An 18,410-nucleotide genomic window follows, 5' to 3' on the forward strand; every position below is an offset into this window, starting at 1 on the left:
TCAGAGGTGGTAGTGACCGGCGCGTTCCGGCTGGTAGATGACCTCGACGACTTCCACGCCGAGCGTGCGGCCGTCGGGATGCGTCCATTCGATGCAGTCGCCTTCCGCCAGGCCCAGCAGGGCGCTGCCGACGGGCGACAGCACGGAGACCGTGTCGTCGCCCTCGCCGATTTCCTTCGGATAGACGAGCGTCTTGCACCACTCGCTGTCCTTGCCGTCCAGGCGGAAGCGGACGGTGGAACGCATGGTCACGACGCGGGGCGGCATGTCCCAGGGCGCGACGACGTCGGCCCGCGCGAGTTCGTCGGACAGCGCGTCGCGCGCGGCCGCCTGGGCGAGCGGGAGCCGGTCCAGCATCAGGTCGATGCGGTCGAGGTCGAGCGTCGAAATGGTGATGGCGGGATGCATGGCGGTCCTCCTTCAGTCGACATGGAGCAGCAGCCAGCCGAGCGGCAGGCAGACGGCAAGGGCGAGGCCGATGCGATGGCGCAGGCGCTTGCGGTGCGCGATCAGGTCGTTGATGGCGCGGATGCTGGGCGGGCGGCGGAATAGCGAGGGTCGATTGATCTTCATAAGTAGTCTCTTTATGTCCTGGACAGGAATGGGTCATGGCCGCCCGACGCGGGTCGGGCGGATGGATATGTTCTGTGGAGCCCGGCCAGCGGCTGCGCCGCCGCCGAGCTTAATGAAGCCGGGCGAGAGCGCGCGGCAGGGCGTAATCGAGCAGGCGCAGGCAGGCCGCCGTCGCGCGGACGGGAGCGTGGGGCTGTCGGCAAATTTGAAATTTCTCGTGAGCCATTGCGCTGCCATGCACCATAAGTCAATACCCTATTGTACATCTCGTGGCGCGCGAACGGCGCGCCATTCGATGAGCGGCCGGCGTGCGCGGGTGCGAGGCCGCGGCGTGGTCAGCGAGCCGCGTCGAGCTCGGTTGCCAGCATGGCTACCAGCGCCGCCGCCGGCATGGCGCGCGCCAGCGGATAGGCCTGGCCGGCCCAGTTCACCGAGTAGTTCTGGTTGCCGCGCTTGAACGCCGCGGCGTGCAGCGCCTTCGCGGCGTCGTACGCGATCGGGTAATCGGGCACGGGCGGATGGCCGGGCCCGCCGATCTCGTCGAAGAAGCGGTTCACGATGCCGCGCGCGGCGCGGCCCGAGATGGCGTCCGTCATGGCCGTCCGCGCGCAGCCGTCGCGCAGCAGCGCGCGGTGGTGCGGCGTGGCGGCCGACTCCGGCGCCAGGATGAATGCGGTGCCCAGTTGCGCGGCGCCCGCGCCCAGGCGCAGTGCCGCGGCGATGCCGCGGCCGTCCATGATGCCGCCCGCGGCGACGATCGGGATGGTCACGCTGGCGCGCACGAGTTGCACGAGTGCGAACGTGCCCAGCCCGGCATCCGGTTGCACCGGGTCGAACGTGCCGCGGTGGCCGCCGGCCTCGATACCCTGGGCGATGACGACGTCGATACCCGCCGCTTCGATGGCGCGTGCTTCCTGCGGCGACGTCGCGGTGGCCATCAGCATGATGCCGGCCGCATGCAGGCTCGCCACCTGCGACGGCGTGGGCAGGCCGAAGTGAAAGCTGACGACGGCGGGCCGTTCCTCGACGAGCACGGCGAGCATCGCCGGATCGTCGAGGAAGCTCGTGTAGATTTCGCGCAGCGCCGGCGGCGCCGTGGTCTCCTGCGCATCGAAGTGGGCGGCGAGCCAGTCCAGCCAGGCGGCTTCGCGGCGCGCGTCGGCGCGGGCGGGGCGATGCGCGAACACGTTGACGTTGAACGGCTTGTCCGTCAGGGCGCGCACGGCGTGGATCGCAGCGCGCGCCTGGGTGGCGTTGCCGGCGCCGACGGCGATGGAACCGAGGCCGCCGGCGTTCGAGACCGCGGCCGCCAGCGCGGCTGTCGATACGCCCGCCATGGGCGCCTGGATGATGGGGTGGACGATGCCGAGGCGGTCGGGCAGGAAGGTGTGCATGATGGGCTCCGAATGAGGTTGACGGTGTAGCCTAGCGCCGGTCGCCTGTGTCGATAAACCAAGTAAGATGCACGATTATTGATACACCGTGTAATGAATGGAGTCATGATGAGCCGCCAGTTCGACGACATCCTGCTCGGCAGCATCGAGCTGTTCTGTTCCGCCGCCGAGCTGGGGAGCTTCACGGCCGCCGCGACGGCCGCCGCCGTCACGCCGGCCGCCGTCAGCCGGGCCGTGTCGCGCCTGGAAGCGCGCCTCGGCGTGCGCCTGTTCGTGCGCACGACGCGTACCCTGCACCTGACGGAAGCGGGCCGCGAATATTTCGACCAGTGCCGCCAGGCGCTGGCCCAGCTCGTCGAGGCCGAGCGCGCCGTGACGGGCCGCCAGAGCGCGCCGTCCGGCCTGCTGCGCATCAGCATGCCCACGCCGTACGGCCATTACCGCGTGCTGCCGATCCTTCCCGAATTCACGCGCCGCTATCCGGACGTGAAGGTCGACTTCCACCTCAGTAACCGCAACGTCGACTTCGGCGACGAGGGCTTCGACCTCGCGATCCGGGGCCGCGCGCCGGCCGACTCGACGATGATCTCGCGGCCGCTGGAAGACGCCGAACTGGTGGTCGTCGCCGCGCCCGACTACCTGAAGCGCATGGGTACGCCGAAGACGCCGGACGACCTGCGCGGCCACAACTGCATCCAGTTCGCGCTGCCCAGCACGGGCCGCAACATCCCCTGGCTGTTCCGCGTGGACGGCGAGGATATCGAACTGCCGACCGAAGGCCTGTACTGCTGCGCCGAGGACATCCTGGGCGCCGTCACGCTGGCGCGCGCGGGCGGCGGCCTGTTCCAGACCTACCGCTTCATCGTCGACGCCGACCTGGCGGCCGGCCGCCTCGTCGAACTGCTGCCGGCGTACGGCGGCAGCGCGCGGCCGTTCTGCCTGATCTACCCGCATCACCGCCACGTGGCCCTGCGCGTGCGCGCCTTCGTCGATTTCCTCGTCGAATCCCTGCGCGCGACGCCGCGCCGCAAGTGATTCATTACGCGATGTAACGATTGTCTTGCTGTAACCCATCTTTTTCCGCGTTCGGGCAGTTCCTATAGTTGTCTCCACGGACGGCGCATCGGCGCCGCCCGGACAACCAGGGAGAACAGCATGAACGCAGCAACGAACAATCGTCGTACCGTCGTCATCACCGGCGCCTCCAGCGGCATCGGCCTCGCGCTGGCCAAGGCCTATATCGAGCGCGGCGACAACGTCGTCGGCAATGCCCGCAGCGCGGCCCGCCTCGACGCAGCGGCGGCCCAGCTCGGCAACCCGGCCAACTTCGTCGGCGTCGCCGGCGACATCGCCGAGCCGGCGACGGCCCAGGCCCTGTTCGAGACGGCGATCGCCCGCTTCGGCAAGGTCGACGTCCTGATCAACAATGCCGGCATCTTCAACGCGAAGCCCTTCCACACCTACACGCCGGACGAAGTCGACCGCCTCGTCGACACGAACCTGAAAGGCTTCTTCTACCCGTCGCAACGGGCCGCCGCACACATGGCCGCGAACGGCAGCGGCCACATCGTGAACATCACGGCGGGCATTGCGGTGCAACCGAACGCGAAGGTCCCGGCGGTGCTGCCGGTGCTCGTGAAGGGTGGTCTGAACAGCGCGACGCGCGCGCTGGCGATCGAACTCGCGGCGAGCGGCGTGAACGTGTCGGCCGTGGCGCCGGGGATCATCGAGACCCCGCTGCACGGGGACTACGAAGGCACGCGGGCCTTCTACAACACGCTGGCGCCGAGCGGCACGACCGGCACGACGGACGACGTCGTCGACGCGGTGCTGTACCTGACGGACGCGCGCTTCACGAGCGGCGTCGTGCTGAGCGTGGACGGCGGCGCCTCCGCCGGCACCTGGTAAGGAGGCCATCATGCCCTACATCCTCATCCAGGTGACCGACGAAGGCGTCACGAAGGACCAGAAGGAAGCCATGATCGCCGGCGCGACCGACCTGATGGTGAAAGTACTGAACAAGGATCCCGAAGCGACGTTCGTCGTCATCGACGAAGTCAACACCGACAACTGGGGCCACGGCGGCGAAGTCGTGACCAGGCGCCGCCAGCGCGAAGCGGCAAGAAAAGGAGCTGCAAAATGAGCAAATCCATCGTCATCGTCTTCCACAGCGGCTACGGCCACACCCGCAAGATCGCCGAGGCGGTCGCGGAAGGCAGCAGGGGGCACCTGCTGGCCATCGACGCCGACGGCAACCTGCCGGACGACGCCTGGGACAAGCTGGCCGCCGCCGACGCCATCGTGTTCGGCTCGCCGACCTACATGGGCAACGTGAGCTGGCAGTTCAAGAAATTCGCCGACCAGTCGTCGAAGGTGTGGTTCACGCAGGGCTGGAAGGACAAGCTGGCCGCCGCGTTCACGAATTCGGCGTCGGTCGCGGGCGACAAGCAGACCGCGTTGTACACGATGTTCACGCTGGCGCAGCAGCACGGCATGGCGTGGGTCGGCACCGGCCTCATGCCCAGCAACGCCAAGTCCGCGCAGCGCGACGACGTGAACTACCTGTCCTCGTTCGCCGGCCTGGCCACCGCGACCCCGTCGGACGCCTCGCCCGACGAGATGGTCCCCGGCGACATCCGCACCGCGATCCTGTTCGGCCAGCGCGTGCGCGCGACGGCCGAGCGCCTCGCCTGACGGCCATGGACGACCATCGGGCCATCGCCGCGGTCCTCGGCGATTATTTCAAAGGGCTGTACACGGGGGACACGGCGCTGCTGCGCACCGTGTTCCACCCGGCCGCCGCGCTGTTCGCGACGCGCGACGGCCAGCCGTACCACAAGGGGCTGGACGCGTACCTGGACGGCGTCGCGCAGCGGGCGGCGCCCGCTGCGCTGGGCGAGCCGTACCGCATGCAGGTGCTGGCGATCGACGTCACGCACGACATCGCGACGGCGCGCGTGCATGTGCCGGCGCTCGGGTTCGACTACGTGAATTACCTGTCGCTCGTGCGCTGGCACGGGCGCTGGATGATCGTCAACAAGGTGTTTACGGACGTGCCGACGGAGGGCTAGCACTGCCCGTGCGCCGGTGCCTCCATCCAAAGACGGAGCCGGTTTCGTGAGGAGGGGTGTAGATTCGGGCGATCCGATTCAACCGTAAAGGAGTACCCCATGACAACCCCCGACCTCGATCTCATCCACACCCGCGCCGCCGCGCCCGCGGACGGCTTCGACCGCACGGTACGCACGGCCGGCCGCGTGCTCGTCGGCGTGCTGTTCCTGTGGGCCGGCATCGACAAGGTGCAGGGCTGGCAGGGCGCGTTGCAGGAAGTGGTGGCGGGCGGCCTGCCGGCACCGACACTCATGCTGGCGCTGACGGTCCTGCTGCAGGTGGCCGGCGGCGCCGCGATCGTCGCGGGGCGGCTGCTGAAACCCGCGTGCTGGGCGCTGGCCGGGTTCACCGCGTTGGCGACCGTGCTGTATCACGGCTTCTGGCACGCGACCGGTGCGGCGCGCCATGCGGAGCTGATTCCGTTCATGGAGCACGTCTGCATCGTGGGCGGGCTGCTCGTCGTGTCGACGCTGGAACCCGGGCGCCGCTGATCAGCCGCCGACCGGGTTGCGCCACACGACCCGGTTCCTGCCTTCCTGCTTGGCGCGGTACAGGTGTTCGTCCGCTGCCTCGAACAATTCGGCCGCGCTCTCCGGCCCATGGCCGCCGAGCGTCGCGCCGCCCACGCTGACCGTCAGCACCGGCGCCACCTGCGACGCCGCATGCGGCATGTCCAGTGCGGCGATCGCCGCGCAGATCTCGTCCACCACGTGGCGCGCCTGGACGATGTCCGTATCCGGCAGCAGCAGCACCAGTTCCTCGCCGCCGTAGCGCGCCGCCAGGTCGGCCGGGCGGCGCAGGCCGCCGGCGGTCGTGCGCGCGATGGCACGCAAGGCGCGGTCGCCGGCCGGGTGCCCGTAGCAATCGTTGTACTGCTTGAAGGCGTCGATGTCGAGCAGGGCCAGCGACAGCGGCCAGCCGTTGCGCTGGGCGCGCTGCCATTCCTGCGCGTACAGCTCGTCGAAGCGGCGCCGGTTGGCCAGTTCCGTCAGGCCGTCCACGTGCGCCAGGCGTTCCAGCATGCGGCGCTGGCGCACGAGCTGCAGGTGCAGCGCCACGCGCGCCATCACGACGGTGGCGTTGAACGGCTTGGCGATGTAGTCGGCGGCACCCAGCTTGAGGCCGTTCGCCTCGTCTTCCGGGCGATCGAGGCCGGAGATGAAGATCACGGCGATCTGCTCCGTCTGCGGATCCGCGCGCAGCCGGCGCAGCACTTCGTAGCCGTCCAGGTCCGGCATCATCACGTCGAGCAGGATCAGGTCCGGCGCGTGGCGCGTGGCCCGTTCCAGCGCCTGTTCGCCGTTCTTCGCCAGGAGCACCGTGTATTCCGGCTTGAGCAGCTCGGCCAGTACCTGGCGGTTGATCACGTCGTCGTCGGCGATCAGGACTTTTTGCGGTTCCACGTTCACGATGCGGCCTCCACGCGGCTGTCGATGGCGTGCTCCAGCACGTCGAGATGAACCAGCGCGCGTTCGTATTCGATCTCGTCGACGGCCGCGCGGATGGCCGCCAGCGGCGCCGCGTGGCGCGGATCGGCCAGCGCGGCCTGCACTTCGGCCAGCGCGTCCTCGGCGCGCGCGTCGTCCGTTTCCAGGAAGCCGCGCAGGCGCGCCAGCAGGGCGCCCGCATCCAGGCCGGTGACGGCCGGCGCCGGGACGGCGTCGATGCGCGCGAGGCCGGACAGCACGCTGTCCAGCGCGACGATCAGGTCCGGCGCCAGCACAGGCACCCGGTCGATACGGCCGGCGCGCAGTTCCTGCTCCAGGTTGCCCGCGAGCGTGGCCAGCGGCATGGCGCCGATGTAGGCCGCGCCGGACTTCAGGTTGTGCGACAGGGATTGCAGCGGCGCATAGTCGCCGTGCGCCAGCGCGTCGCGCATCGCCTGCGGCGCCTGCACGTACTCCTGCAGGAAACTGGCGATGCGGCGGCGCAGGCGCTGCTGCTGGCCGCCGGCGTTGGCGAGCGCGCGGTTCCAGTCGATGCCGCGTACGAGCGGCAGCGCCGTCGGCGCGGGGGCGGGCGCCGCGACGGGCGTCGTCGCCTGCGGCGCGGTGCGGCCCTGCAGGCGGTCCGGCGCGATCCACTTGACGAGGGTGCGCAGCAGCACGTCCGGGTCGATCGGCTTGACGACGTGATCGTTCATGCCGGCGGCCAGGCTCTTTTCGCGGTCGCCGGCCATGGCGTGCGCCGTCATCGCGACGACCGGCACGTCGGCACAGCCGGGCAGCGCGCGGATCGCGCGGGTTGCCGTGTAGCCGTCCATCTCGTGCATCTGGATGTCCATCAGCACGAGGTCGTAGGCGCCCGCCTGCGCCATGCGCACGGCTTCCAGGCCGCCCGTGGCGACGTCGATCCGCATGCGCGCCACGGCCAGGAAGTCGAGCGCGACCTCGCGGTTGTTGGCGTTGTCGTCGACGAGCAGGATGCGCGCGCCGGCCAGGCGGTCGGCGTCCGGGCGGTGGTCGGCGGGCGCGGGCGACTTGTCCGCCGGCGCCGCCAGGTCGGGACGCAGCACCTGCAGCAGGCTGTCGTACAGCAGCGCCGGGCCGACCGGCTTGGTGAGGAAACCGTGCAGCGGCAGGTCGCCTTCCTGCTGCAGCACGCCTTCGCGCGTGCAGGCGCTGACCATCAGGATCGCGGGCGGCGCCGCGAAGCGCGCATCGGCGCGGATGCGGCGGATCGTCTCCACGCCGTCCCAGCCCGGCATCATGTAATCCATCAGCACGACCTGGTACGGGCTGCCTTCCTGCACGGCCTGCGCCAGCCGCGCCAGCGATTCCTCGCCCGACGCGACGGCGTCGGCCTGGATGCCGAAGCCGTCCAGCATTTCGACGAGCGCGTCGCGCGCGCCCGCGCTGTCGTCGACGACCATCACGCGCATGCGCTGCAGTTCCGCGCCCGGCGTGGCTGCCGCCGCGGCGTCGGCGTCGGCGATGCCCAGCGGGACCGTGAAGGTGAAGCGGCTGCCGACGCCCGGCGTGCTGGTGACGGCGATCGCGCCGCCCATCAGTTCGACGAGCTGCTTCGAGATCGACAGGCCCAGGCCCGTGCCGCCGTACTTGCGGGTGATCGAGTTGTCGGCCTGGGTGAACGACTGGAACAGGCGCGCGAGCTGGTCGGCGTCCATGCCGATGCCGGTGTCGCTGACGGAGAAGCGCAGCACCACGCGGTCCGCGTCGCGTTCGACGACGTCGACGGCGACGACGATCTCCCCGTCCTCGGTGAACTTGACGGCGTTGTTGGTCAGGTTGATCAGGACCTGGCCCAGGCGCAGCGGATCGCCCACGAGGCGGCCCGGCACGCCGCGCGGCACGCAGAACACGAGTTCGACGCGGCGCGCGTCCGTCTTGATGGCGGCGATGCTGGCCAGGTGTTCGAGCATGTCGTCGAGGTCGAACGGCACCTTGTCGAGCGTCATGCGGCCGGCTTCGATCTTGGAAAAGTCGAGGATGTCGTTGATGATGCCCAGCAGGTGCTCGCCCGCGCCGAGGATCTTACCGAGGTAGTTGCGCTGCTTCGGATTCGGATCGGCCATCAGCGCGAGGCGGCTCATGCCGATGATCGCGTTCATCGGCGTGCGGATCTCGTGGCTCATGTTGGCCAGGAATTCCGATTTCATGCGGGTCGCCGCCTCGGCGCGGACCATCGCGTCCTGGATGCTCTTGGTGCGCAGGCCCAGGATGCGCATGAACACGAGCATGTCGAACGTGCCGCCGAACTGCGTCGAATTCAGCGTCCAGTAGGTGGCGTCCATGCCGCCCTTGATCACCTGCGCCTGGACGACGGAGCTCATGAAGCTCGCGGCCCAGCCGACGAGGAAGTAGATGCCGACCGTGTCGCCGCGGCGCGCGCGGTTGAACGCGCCGTGCAGGCCCAGCAGCATCGGCATGATGCCCAGCGAGCCGACGACGGCGACCAGCGCCTCGTCGTGGATCAGGCCGACGCCGAACGCGATGGCGGCGATCACGCACAGCACGGCGCCCGTCTGCATCAGGCGCGGGAAGATGCGGTCGACGCCGGGCCGCGTCAGCGCGGACCCGACGAACAGGTAGGCGCCGCACGACGTCATCAGCGAGATGATCCCGGTGGCGTTCTCGGTGGCCCACGTGCTGGCGCCCCACAGGTATTCGGCCCCGAGGCCCCACCACGCGATGTTGTACAGGGCCAGACCGCCGATCAGCAGCGCGTACTTGGCGAACAGGCTTTCGCGCAGGTTGGCCCACTGCGCGAGGCTGTACAGCAGCAGGCACAGGAACAGGCCCGTGAGGATGCCCTGCACGAGGCGGTCGCGCAGCGCCTCCTCGTAGAACACGCCCGGCTTGGCGAAGCTGATCGGCAGGATCTTCGGACCGTTGGTCTCCACGCGCAGCAGCACGTCGTAGCGCTGGCCCGGCTCCAGTTGCAGCAGGAAGGCCGGCACCGGGCCGCCATGGAAGATCGACGGCCGCTCGCCCGTGCGCTCCGAGCCGGCCTGCGCATGGCGTTCGATGCGGCCGCCGCGCACGAGGTACATGTCGACGCGGTTCAGCAGCCCGAAGTCGACCTTCAACGTCCACGCGCCGTCGGTGCCGGGCGCCGGCAGCACGGGCACGCGCACCCAGACGACGCCTTTTTCCATGCCCAGCGTGGCGTACGCGGATTGCGGGACCGCGAAGCGCCCGGGCGCGGCGACGAGTTCGGCGACGTCGAGGCGGCCGCCAGGATCGCGCACGAGCGTGACGGCGGGCCACGCTTCGACGCGCGGCACGGCGTCGTCCAGCACGAGCGGCGCCGGGGCGGCATGGGCCACGTTCAGCAGGAACAAGACAAACAGCGGCGCGAAGAAACGGAATACGGACATCGTTTATCCTTGATGGGCGGCGGGCCTGGTGCGCCCGGTGAAACGGCGTTCGAGGGCGTTGACCCAGCGCGGCGCCTTGTCGTCATTGTGCCAGGCGTGGACGGCGTCGCCGACTTCGCCCAGCAGCGTGTCCGGCAGTTTCAGTGGACGCGTCTCGTCCATCAGCAGCTTGACCGTGAGGTTGTAGCCGAGGATGCGCGTGACGAGGCGCGAGATCGAGAACCCGGGGAACACGAGCCGCGCGACGGCATCGACGCCGCGGATGAAGCCGAACACCAGCACGAACAGGCCGCGCGACAGCAGCGACACGCGTTTGTCGAGGCCCAGGTCGCGCGAGGAGGCCTTGCCGATCAGGTGGCGGGTGAGGAGCACCGGGAAGGGTTTCAGGATGCGCAGCGGGAGGTAGCGCTGGATGTTCGCCATCAGCGCGCCGGCCAGCGCCGGGCGCGGGTCGTCCTTGCGCTGCAGGACCCGCGCCTGCGCCTGGAGGGCGGTGAACATGCGTTCCGCGTCCGCCATCGTGTCCGTCATCTGCTCGCGTTCGATGCCGAGCACGGCGCCCAGCACGTTCCACGCGTGCATGTACGCTTCCTCGTCCCCCTGGTCGAGCCGCAGGCCGAGACGGCGCAGGCCCTGCAGGAACACATAGTTAAACGTCAGCAGCGTGTAGCCCAGTTCTTCCTGGTTGCAGGGCAGGCCGAGGCGGTCGATGTCCCAGCCGTGCGCGTACAGCACCTGCGGCATCGTCTTCGCCTGCGGCAGCAAGCGCGGCAGCCGGCGCGGCGCGACGAGGGCCTCGGCGACGTCGCCGCGCAGCACGAGGTGGCGGATCATCGCGTGGATCAGGCGCACCTTGATGGCTTGCGCGACGCCGCCGCCGGACGGCGCCGTCAGGCCGCCGTGCATCATGACGGGGAAGATCATGGCGGCGGTGGCGCGCACGCGGTAGTCCGTGTGCTGTTCGAGTTCGCCGGCCGCATGCAGCACGGCCGCGAGGTCCGGCATGATGTAGCACTGCGGCAGGCTCGCGCAGAACAGCAGCGTGCACGAGGCCATGCTCATTTCCATGAACAGGACTTCGGCGCGCGCGATCTTCGCTGCGTCGGCCCAGTCGGGCAGCACGCGGGCCTTGAGCACGTACTCTTCGAGCGCGGCGGCCATGTCGGGCGGCAGGCCGGGGCTGGCGCGCCAGCCGTCCAGGTCCCCGTTCAACTGCCAGCGCGCGATTTCCCGGTTCAGGAGGCCGATCGTCGCCATGTCCGGACCGCCGGGCTGGCCGGGGCCGAGGATGCGGGCGATGGTGGCGTCGGCCAGCGGGTCGGCATGCAGCGCCGGGTTGTCGACGAGGCCGGGCTCGAGGGCGTCGCGTCTCATGCGGCCTCCTTCAGCGCGTCAGCCGACACGGCAGGGGCCTGTTCATCCGCCGCGGGGCGAGCCAGGATGCCTTGCCAGCGCAGCAGGCCGATCGTGGCCGCGAGCAGCGGGAAGCCCATCGCGAACAGCGCGATCGTGCGGGCCTCGACGGGGTAGCCGAGCAGCACCTGGAACACCATCAGGCCGGCGTAGACGCCCAGCGGCACGAACACGTGGCGCATCGTCGGCAGCACGGCGCCTGCGTCTTCCGGTGTCGTGCGCACGCGCGCGAGGCGGCGGAACGCGAACAGGATCGCGAACGATACCGTCATCCAGCCGGCAAAGCCCTGCACGGTCTCGCCGAACCACCAGCCGTCCTTCTCGGTCATGATCCAGGCTTTCAGCACGTAGACCATGTACGGGTCGACGCCCAGGTCGTAGCACGTGACGACCATCGCGCCCAGCAGCGCCATGATCGCGTCGTGGCCAGGCGACGCGGGGCGGTCGACGGGGTCCTGCCACACGATCAGGTTGGCGATCACGTAGCCGACGTACGCCAGCGCGAACCACATCAGCGGGATCACGATCGGGACGTCGCCCAGCGCGGGCCCGAGCACGGGCGTGTAAGCGTAGCTGCCGAAGAACCAGCCGTACGACGACCCGAGCTGCTCGGCGAGCCAGCCGACGCTCGTGGCGATGACGACGAGGCGCAGCGCGGCGGCGCCGCCCAGCAGGTGGGCCGCGCTGGCCCAGCAGCAGCCGAACATCAGCAGCGAGCTGGCGACGAGGGCGACGGTGGTGTCGCCGCCGATGCGCTTGGCCAGGATGAGGAGGAAGACCGCCAGCAGCGTGGCGGCGATGACGGGCAGACGACGGCGCAGCAATGGGGTCATATGAGGCTCCAGGGGCACGACGTAACGATGAAATATGCGGCCACCGCAAGGGCGGCGGCCGCGCTTGAAATCAGAAGCGGTAGTCGAAACGGACGTCGGCCGTGCGCGGCTCGGTCGGCACGGCGAGGCCCGACGAACTGATCGTCATCGGCCGCACCTTGTCCTCGACGTTGCGCACGCGCGCCAGCACGCTCCACGGCGCACCGTCCGGTTCCCAGCCGAGGCGCAGGTCCGATTCCGTGTGGCCGGGCACGCGGAACTTCAGGCCCGCCTGCGGCACGCCCAGCAGGTAGCTGGCGCTCGCGCGCGTGCCCGCACCGGCCGTCAGCACGCCGCCTTTGATGTGCGTCCGGTGTTCCCAGCCGAGCGACAGCGTGCGCGCCGGCGTGCGGTCCAGCTTGACCCCGGCCCAGGAATGCACGCCGTCCGGCACGTAGCTCGCGTAGTGCGCGTCGAGCAGCGTGAGGGCATACGTGAAGCGGTCGGCGCTGGTCGCCAGCACCTGGCCATCCGCTTCCAGGCCGCGGATCGAGGCCGCGCCGGCGTTCGTCGTCTCGTAGCGCGGCCGGCCGTTGATCACGACCTCGTTCGACAGCTGCAGGTTGCGGTAGTCGTAGTGGAACACGGCCACGTTGAGTGTTGCGCGGCCGTCCCGGAAGCGGGTCTTGACGCCCGCCTCGTAGGCGCGCACGGTCTCCGGCTGGTACGTGAGGCTGGCGGCCGGCAGCGCGGTGGCGGCGGGGCAGCCGACGCCGTTGCGCGCGTCCCCCGCGGCGCAGCCGTCGTTGAAGCCGCCGGCCTTGTAGCCGGTCGCGATCGAGCCGTAGACGAGCGTGGCCGGGGCCAGGTCGTAGTCGAGGCCCAGGCGCCACGTCGTCTTGTCGGTGGAGATGCTGCCCGCGTTCAGTTCGCGCAGGTCGGTGGCCGCGTTGAACGCCGCCGTGCGCTGGTAGCCGATATAGCCGACACGCGACTTGTCGTCTTCCGTGTAGCGGGCGCCGGCCGTGGCGCGCAGGCCGTCGGCCAGGCGGACCGTCGCCTGCCCGAACACGGCCTTGCTGCGCGCTTCGACCGGGTCGTTGCCGAAGACATAGTAGGGCGGCAGGCCGACGGCCTGCAGGTCGCGGAAATAATAAGTGTCGCGCGCCCGTTCGCGGAACCAGTACACGCCGCCCTGGGCAGTCACGGGGCCGGCGCCGTTCGTCGCGAGACGCAGTTCGTGCGAATCCTGGCTGTACGTGCCGGTGAACGGCTGGCGCACGCCCAGCGCGATCGTCGGCGCCACGCGGTAGTAGAAGTTGTACAGGTAATCGTGATCGAAGCTGCGGTGCGCGCCCAGCCACGACAGGGTCGCTGGGCCGAGGTTCCAGCTCAGGTCCGCCGTCAGGCTGGACGTCTTCTTGTGCGAATAGCCCTGTTCGAAGCGCGTGTTCGGCGGGTTGAAGCGGTAGGTCAGCTGGCGGTCGGTCGAGTCGCCGTTCCACACCGGCTGGCCGGTCGCGATGCCGTTGTAGAAATTCGAGTCGGGTACCGTGCTGTCGTTGTTGCCGTCGTCGCGGCTCGCCTCGTAGCGCACCAGCAGCGCAGCGTTCTTGCCGAGCGCGAGCCTGGCCGACAGGCGCGCGGCGCGGTCGTCGCGGTCCAGGCCCAGGCCGCGCGGCGTGGTCGACCCGTTCTTCAGGTAAGCGTCGTGCTCGTTCCAGGTGGCGGCGGCGCGCAGCGCCAGCACGTCGTTCACGGGCACGTTGACCATGGCGCCGACCTTGCGCTCGCCCCGGCTGCCGTAGGCCGCGTTGACGTCGCCCTCGAAGCGGCCGACGGGCGCCTTCGTGATCACGTTGACGACGCCGGCGGTCGTGTTGCGGCCGTACAGCGTGCCTTGCGGGCCGCGCAGCACTTCGACGCGCTCGACGTCGTACAGCGCCACGTTCTGGCTCTGCGGCCGCGCGACGTAGACGCCGTCGACCATGAAGGCGGCCGACGGGTCGCCCTTTTCCGTGACGTCCGCATTGGACACGCCGCGGATCGTGATGCGCAGGCCGTCGTACGAGTTTTCCAGGTACGTATTCGGCAGGCGCGCGGCGAGGGCGCCCGGCGTGTCGGCGCCGATCGCGTCGAGCTGGCGCGCCGTGAGCACGCTCATCGCCACCGGCGTCTTCGATTCCGGCGCGGCCGTGCGCTGCGCCGTGACGATCACCTCCTGGATGCCGTCGCCCTGTGTCTCCACCTGCGCGCACGCCGGCGCGCTCCATGCGATCGCCGCGATCGACATGGCGAGCAGGTTGGGGGTCAACCGACCCTGCTGATTCTTCATGAACTATCCCAGTTTTTTTATAGTCGTTTGCTTGGTGCGCCGTGTCTTTTGCACTGGCGTCACCTGCCTGCGTGATTTTCGTGAGAGTTTATTGCAGGCGGGTGAAACGGAGGAGTCTATCAGGTAGTGCGAACGGGCAATAGTGCCCAGTAACCACAAAGTGATGCAATAAGGTTCACAAGTCGTTGTTTCCGGGGCACGCGCACGACTGATCCGGCGCAAATGCGCACAGCCTCGCTTCCTTATGCTTGTTGCATGGCGACGACATCTTTCCAACCCCGCGTGAGCGTGCTGGTGCCGACCTTCGACCAGGCGCACTTCATCGCCCGCGCGCTCGCGAGCCTGCAGGCCCAGACGCTGGACGCGTGGGAGGCGGTGGGCATGGACGACGGCTCGTGTGACGCGTCGGCGGCGGCGGTCGCATGCAGGCGCTGGCGCGCCGGCTCGGCGTGGGGGTGTTCTATGACGGCATCGACGACCAGGGCCGCGCAACTGCGCGACGGGCCCCGCGTGGGCGTACTGCGCATGCAGCGTGCAGTTCTGCTTCGAATACGCACGTGCCGGAACTTGTGGCCTTCTTCCGGCACGTGATCACACAGCAGGACGCGGCCCGCGGGTGGCGGGCCAGGCGCTCATGGCGCCGCGCGATCCTGGTGGTCGAGGTGATCCAGATGATCCAGATAAGCGGCGGCTTCGTTCACCCCTTCGTCGGCCGCCTTGTGGAGCCATCTCCGCGCTTCGGCGATATTTTTCTCGATGCCATAGCCCTCCGCCAGCGCGACGCCAAAGTGATAGCGGGCGAGGCTCGGATAGCTCGAGCCGTCGTCCAGTTGGGCCGCGCGGCGCATCAGCGCCGTCGATTGTGCGGCGTCCTGCCGGATGCCGATGCCGGTGTCGTACATCTGGGCCAGCCCGATCATGGAAAACACGTCGTTCCAGCGCCGGATGCAGTCTTCGAAGATCTGGATGGCGGCCGCGTGGTCCCCCGTCTTGTTCGCCGCATAGCCGTACAGGCATTTGATGCGCTTGTTGCTGGTGATGTAGGACCGATAGCTCAGTTCGCTTTCGGCGGATTTGATGTCGGGTGCGCCATTGCCTGGCGGTCGGGCATGTGCCACCGCGCCGTGAAGCGTGGCGCAGCACACGGTCGAGATGAGGAACTTTCGCATCGGATCTCCCTGGTTGTGAAGGTGGTTGATCCTTTAGCAATATCCGGGCCACATATTGGCCGCCGGCGAGCGCGACGATGTGTCACCTTATGGCACATTCCTGTGCCCCTGCGGTGTTCAATGCTGCCGCAACAGGTCCGCGCGCGGATAGCCCCAGTCCGGCACGGGACGGGGGCAGGGCATGTCTGCGAGGGAGGCATAGTCCATCGTCGAGAAATTGGCGCTGCCCAGCGGGCTCCAGCGTGCATCCGTCGCCGTCGTGCCGTCGATGGCCGGCGCGCGGGCGAAGCGCATCCAGGCGTTGAAGTGGCAATTGTTCTGTTGCAGGTCGTGCAGGCGCGCGAGGCTGTCGCGTGCGTCGCCTTGCCAGGCCAGTTGCGCATCGTCGCCGGCGGCACGGCCCGCGATCCCGGCCGGGCAGGAGGCGACCGGCGTGATGCCCGGCGCGACGCTGAGCTGGCCTCGGCGCAGGTGGTAGCTGCCGTGCGCCGCATCCGTGGCCACGGTCACGAACGACCAGCACAGCGGATTGGCGGGATAGGCGGACAGGGCCGTGTCGAGCAGGCGTTCGCCCGGGTCGAGGCGGGCGATGGCGGCTGCGACCGTGTCGCGGGCTGTGTGCATGGCAGCCGCCTGGACGAGGACGAAGGCGAGCGCCGCGGCCAGCCCGGCAGCCAGGGCGGTGCGGCCACGGTCGCCACCGGCGCGGCGCGCCCGCCAACGTGCGATCCACGCCAGGAAGCCGGCGAGGGCCAGCAGCCCGGCCAGCGAACCCCATTGCAGGAACCCGGCGAATGTCACGATGACGGGCACGCTCACCAGCAGGGCCAGCAGCAATCCGCGCCGCACGGGCCCGCGCACCATGAGGGCGAGCGGGATGCCGAACGCGATCCAGAAGACGGGTTCGACGATGAAGATGAGGTCGCCGTAATACCAGCGCGTATCGAACGGCCAGAACGGATGCACGCCGTAGACGTTGAGTGCGTCCATCGAGATGTGCAGCACCATGCCCAGGCACGCCGTCAGGACCGCCGCGAACCTGGCACGCGGGCTGGTGCGCAGCAGTCCGCGTGCGGCCGGCCACAGCAGCCAGACGAGCCCCAGCAACAGCGCGACTTCGCCGAGCGCCGCCAGCAACGTATGGGTATGGCCGCGGTGGTGCAACAGATAGCCCAGCGGCGCTTCGAGCAGCTTCGTGAGCACGAGGTCCAGGTCGGGGAAATTGCTGGCGAGGCAGCCGATGGTGAGGAGCATGCGCGTGCGGACGCGCTGCGCGTCGGGCGCGGGCTCGGCGGGCACGCTGCGGTCGATCAGCGCGCCGATGCCGAGGCCGACGACGGAGTGGGTGAGATTATCCATCCTGCAATCTTACCCAAACCGCAAGCTGGCGGATCGACGTGCTTACTGCGCGGACGGTGCGTTCAACGCGGTCCGGCAGATCCGGGCCGCCTGCAATCCCAGCCAGGCGGCGTTCGTCCAGAAGAAGACGTAAGGCAAGGCGACTAGGGCGACGCCGGCCGTCCGCGCGTAGAACGACAGCAGGATCGTGAGCGCGCCGCAGAACGAGGCGAGCACGAACGCCGCGCCATGCCGTGCAGCCGTTTCCGACGTGCCCGCCGCGAAGCCGATCAGCAGGGCGATGGCGAGGCAGATGGCGATGACGGCGGTCGAGGCAATCCCGGAAAAGCTGTTGTAGAGGCGGGCGAGAACGACGACGGTCGCGAGGTATCCACCCAGGAAAACGGTAAGTTGGCGTAATTTCATTGGAACTCAGGCAAGCTGTGCCATCGTCGGTCAGAAAATGCGACGATGCGCGAATACCACGAGTATACATGCACTCAGGAAAACCTGCCGCGGACCCGAACATTACTGCAGTAAAGGGATGCCCTGCAATTTGTCTGGATTCCGCACTACATATATACGCGAAATGGTGCCGTCGTGAATGCAAAACGATTGCACCGATTCGACTTTCCCATCGATGTAACGAACCAGTCCCGGTTCGCCGTTCACACGTGCCATCTTGTAGACAACCCGTTCGCGGAACGCGTTGTCAACTGCCCAATACAGTCCTGCTACGCGTCCTGTCCCGATGAGAACCTTGTGCAGGGACTCCACTTTTCCTCCGCCGTCCGCCCGGAATTCGACATCGGCCGCCAGGAGCGTCTTCATCGCAGCGCGATCGGCGTTGGCGGCCGCCTGCATGAATTGTTCGAGGACGACGCGATGCATCGACTTCGAGACCGTGAAACGCGGACTCTCCTGGCGTATCCGTTCCTGGGCCCGGTGGACCAATTGCCTGCAGGCGGCTTCGCTTTTGCCAAGCATGGCCGCGACGTCACCATAATCCTGGTCGAATACTTTGCGCATCAGGAAAGCGGCCCGCTCTTCCGGCGTGAGCCGTTCCAGCACCCAGAGCATGGCGACGGAGACATCGCTGGCCAGTTCGGCAGCGGCCTCGGGCGTGTCTTCGACGATCTCGACGACAGGTTCCGGAAGCCACCAGCCGGTGTAGGCATCACGCTCGGTTTTCCGGCTGCGCAAGCGATCGATCGACAGCCGCGTCGTGATGGTCACCAGCCAGGCTTCAGCCGACCTGACGTCGTCACGCACGCTTGCGCTGTACCGCAGCCAGGCGTCCTGGACGACGTCCTCCGCGTCGGCGCGCATGCCGAGCATGCGATAGGCAATCAAGAAAAGACGTGGGCGTAATGCTTCGAACGCAAGCAGGTCGGCGGACTTCATGGCTATCCCGGGGGCTTGAAC

At 68.8% G+C, this 18,410-nt stretch carries 19 protein-coding genes; 7 read left to right on the forward strand and 12 right to left on the reverse strand.

Annotated features, from left to right (window positions below):
• The 3 genes from rnk to ACEN9H_RS09505 form a co-directional block, all read right to left on the reverse strand.
• Positions 1 to 408 (reverse strand): nucleoside diphosphate kinase regulator, encoded by a 408-nt coding sequence (gene rnk / locus ACEN9H_RS09495; RefSeq protein WP_371764077.1) that lies wholly within the window; start codon positions 406 to 408, stop codon positions 1 to 3.
• 12 nt (positions 409 to 420) lie between these two features.
• Positions 421 to 573, reverse strand: a complete 153-nt coding sequence (locus ACEN9H_RS09500) for a hypothetical protein (RefSeq protein ID WP_156403851.1) — start codon at positions 571 to 573, stop codon at positions 421 to 423.
• A gap of 335 nt (positions 574 to 908) precedes the next feature.
• Entirely contained in the window at positions 909 to 1,967 is a 1,059-nt protein-coding gene (locus tag ACEN9H_RS09505) for an NAD(P)H-dependent flavin oxidoreductase (protein WP_413674564.1), read from the reverse strand.
• 108 nt (positions 1,968 to 2,075) lie between these two features.
• Here ACEN9H_RS09505 and ACEN9H_RS09510 point away from each other — a divergent pair, with 108 nt between their 5' ends.
• The 6 genes from ACEN9H_RS09510 to ACEN9H_RS09535 all read left to right on the forward strand — a co-directional run bounded on the left by ACEN9H_RS09510 (position 2,076) and on the right by ACEN9H_RS09535 (position 5,569).
• Positions 2,076 to 3,002 carry a LysR family transcriptional regulator gene (locus tag ACEN9H_RS09510; RefSeq protein ID WP_413674565.1) on the forward strand — a complete coding sequence of 309 codons (927 nt, stop codon included), beginning with the start codon at positions 2,076 to 2,078 and terminating at the stop codon, positions 3,000 to 3,002.
• Between the two features lie 120 nt (positions 3,003 to 3,122).
• Positions 3,123 to 3,875: an SDR family NAD(P)-dependent oxidoreductase gene (locus tag ACEN9H_RS09515; RefSeq protein WP_413674566.1), complete on the forward strand. Its 753-nt coding sequence runs from the start codon at positions 3,123 to 3,125 to the stop codon at positions 3,873 to 3,875.
• Positions 3,876 to 3,885: 10 nt separating this feature from the next.
• Entirely contained in the window at positions 3,886 to 4,110 is a 225-nt protein-coding gene (locus ACEN9H_RS09520; protein WP_056135750.1) for a tautomerase family protein, read from the forward strand.
• Positions 4,107 to 4,661, forward strand: a complete 555-nt coding sequence (locus tag ACEN9H_RS09525; RefSeq protein WP_413674567.1) for a flavodoxin family protein — start codon at positions 4,107 to 4,109, stop codon at positions 4,659 to 4,661. Before ACEN9H_RS09520 ends, ACEN9H_RS09525 begins: the two co-directional genes overlap by 4 nt.
• A gap of 5 nt (positions 4,662 to 4,666) precedes the next feature.
• Positions 4,667 to 5,038, forward strand: coding sequence for a nuclear transport factor 2 family protein (locus ACEN9H_RS09530; RefSeq protein ID WP_413674568.1), 372 nt, complete (start codon positions 4,667 to 4,669; stop codon positions 5,036 to 5,038).
• Positions 5,039 to 5,137: 99 nt separating this feature from the next.
• On the forward strand, positions 5,138 to 5,569 hold the full coding sequence (locus ACEN9H_RS09535; RefSeq protein ID WP_056135741.1) for a DoxX family protein: 432 nt from the start codon (positions 5,138 to 5,140) through the stop codon (positions 5,567 to 5,569).
• On the opposite strand, the gene ACEN9H_RS09540 is transcribed toward ACEN9H_RS09535, so the two are convergent.
• From ACEN9H_RS09540 to ACEN9H_RS09560, 5 genes are all read right to left on the reverse strand, one after another.
• The gene (locus ACEN9H_RS09540) at positions 5,570 to 6,487 is read right to left on the reverse strand and encodes a diguanylate cyclase (RefSeq protein ID WP_056135738.1); all 918 of its coding nucleotides are present in this window, start codon (positions 6,485 to 6,487) and stop codon (positions 5,570 to 5,572) included.
• Complete coding sequence (locus tag ACEN9H_RS09545) at positions 6,484 to 9,918, reverse strand: response regulator (RefSeq protein ID WP_413674569.1); 3,435 nt, start codon at positions 9,916 to 9,918, stop codon at positions 6,484 to 6,486. Before ACEN9H_RS09545 ends, ACEN9H_RS09540 begins: the two co-directional genes overlap by 4 nt.
• Positions 9,919 to 9,921: 3 nt before the next feature.
• Positions 9,922 to 11,292 (reverse strand): oxygenase MpaB family protein, encoded by a 1,371-nt coding sequence (locus tag ACEN9H_RS09550; RefSeq protein ID WP_413674570.1) that lies wholly within the window; start codon positions 11,290 to 11,292, stop codon positions 9,922 to 9,924.
• Complete coding sequence (locus ACEN9H_RS09555) at positions 11,289 to 12,164, reverse strand: carotenoid biosynthesis protein (protein WP_413674571.1); 876 nt, start codon at positions 12,162 to 12,164, stop codon at positions 11,289 to 11,291. Before ACEN9H_RS09555 ends, ACEN9H_RS09550 begins: the two co-directional genes overlap by 4 nt.
• 70 nt (positions 12,165 to 12,234) lie before the next feature.
• Positions 12,235 to 14,478: a TonB-dependent receptor gene (locus tag ACEN9H_RS09560; RefSeq protein WP_413674572.1), complete on the reverse strand. Its 2,244-nt coding sequence runs from the start codon at positions 14,476 to 14,478 to the stop codon at positions 12,235 to 12,237.
• 255 nt (positions 14,479 to 14,733) lie between these two features.
• Between ACEN9H_RS09560 and ACEN9H_RS09565 the strand changes: the two genes are divergently transcribed.
• Positions 14,734 to 15,069: a glycosyltransferase family 2 protein gene (locus ACEN9H_RS09565; protein ID WP_413674573.1), complete on the forward strand. Its 336-nt coding sequence runs from the start codon at positions 14,734 to 14,736 to the stop codon at positions 15,067 to 15,069.
• Between the two features lie 41 nt (positions 15,070 to 15,110).
• Here ACEN9H_RS09565 and ACEN9H_RS09570 read toward each other — a convergent pair whose 3' ends face one another.
• From ACEN9H_RS09570 to sigJ, 4 genes are all read right to left on the reverse strand, one after another.
• Entirely contained in the window at positions 15,111 to 15,647 is a 537-nt protein-coding gene (locus tag ACEN9H_RS09570) for a tetratricopeptide repeat protein (RefSeq protein WP_413674574.1), read from the reverse strand.
• 117 nt (positions 15,648 to 15,764) lie between these two features.
• The gene (locus ACEN9H_RS09575; protein WP_413674575.1) at positions 15,765 to 17,006 is read right to left on the reverse strand and encodes a metal-dependent hydrolase; all 1,242 of its coding nucleotides are present in this window, start codon (positions 17,004 to 17,006) and stop codon (positions 15,765 to 15,767) included.
• Between the two features lie 42 nt (positions 17,007 to 17,048).
• The gene (locus ACEN9H_RS09580; protein ID WP_056135719.1) at positions 17,049 to 17,411 is read right to left on the reverse strand and encodes a hypothetical protein; all 363 of its coding nucleotides are present in this window, start codon (positions 17,409 to 17,411) and stop codon (positions 17,049 to 17,051) included.
• 102 nt (positions 17,412 to 17,513) lie between these two features.
• Positions 17,514 to 18,389 carry an RNA polymerase sigma factor SigJ gene (gene sigJ / locus ACEN9H_RS09585; protein ID WP_413674576.1) on the reverse strand — a complete coding sequence of 292 codons (876 nt, stop codon included), beginning with the start codon at positions 18,387 to 18,389 and terminating at the stop codon, positions 17,514 to 17,516.
• Between the last annotated feature and the right edge of the window lie 21 nt (positions 18,390 to 18,410).

Source organism: Massilia cellulosiltytica (genome assembly GCF_047325105.1).
Classification (GTDB): Bacteria; Pseudomonadota; Gammaproteobacteria; order Burkholderiales; family Burkholderiaceae_D; genus Telluria; species Telluria orientalis.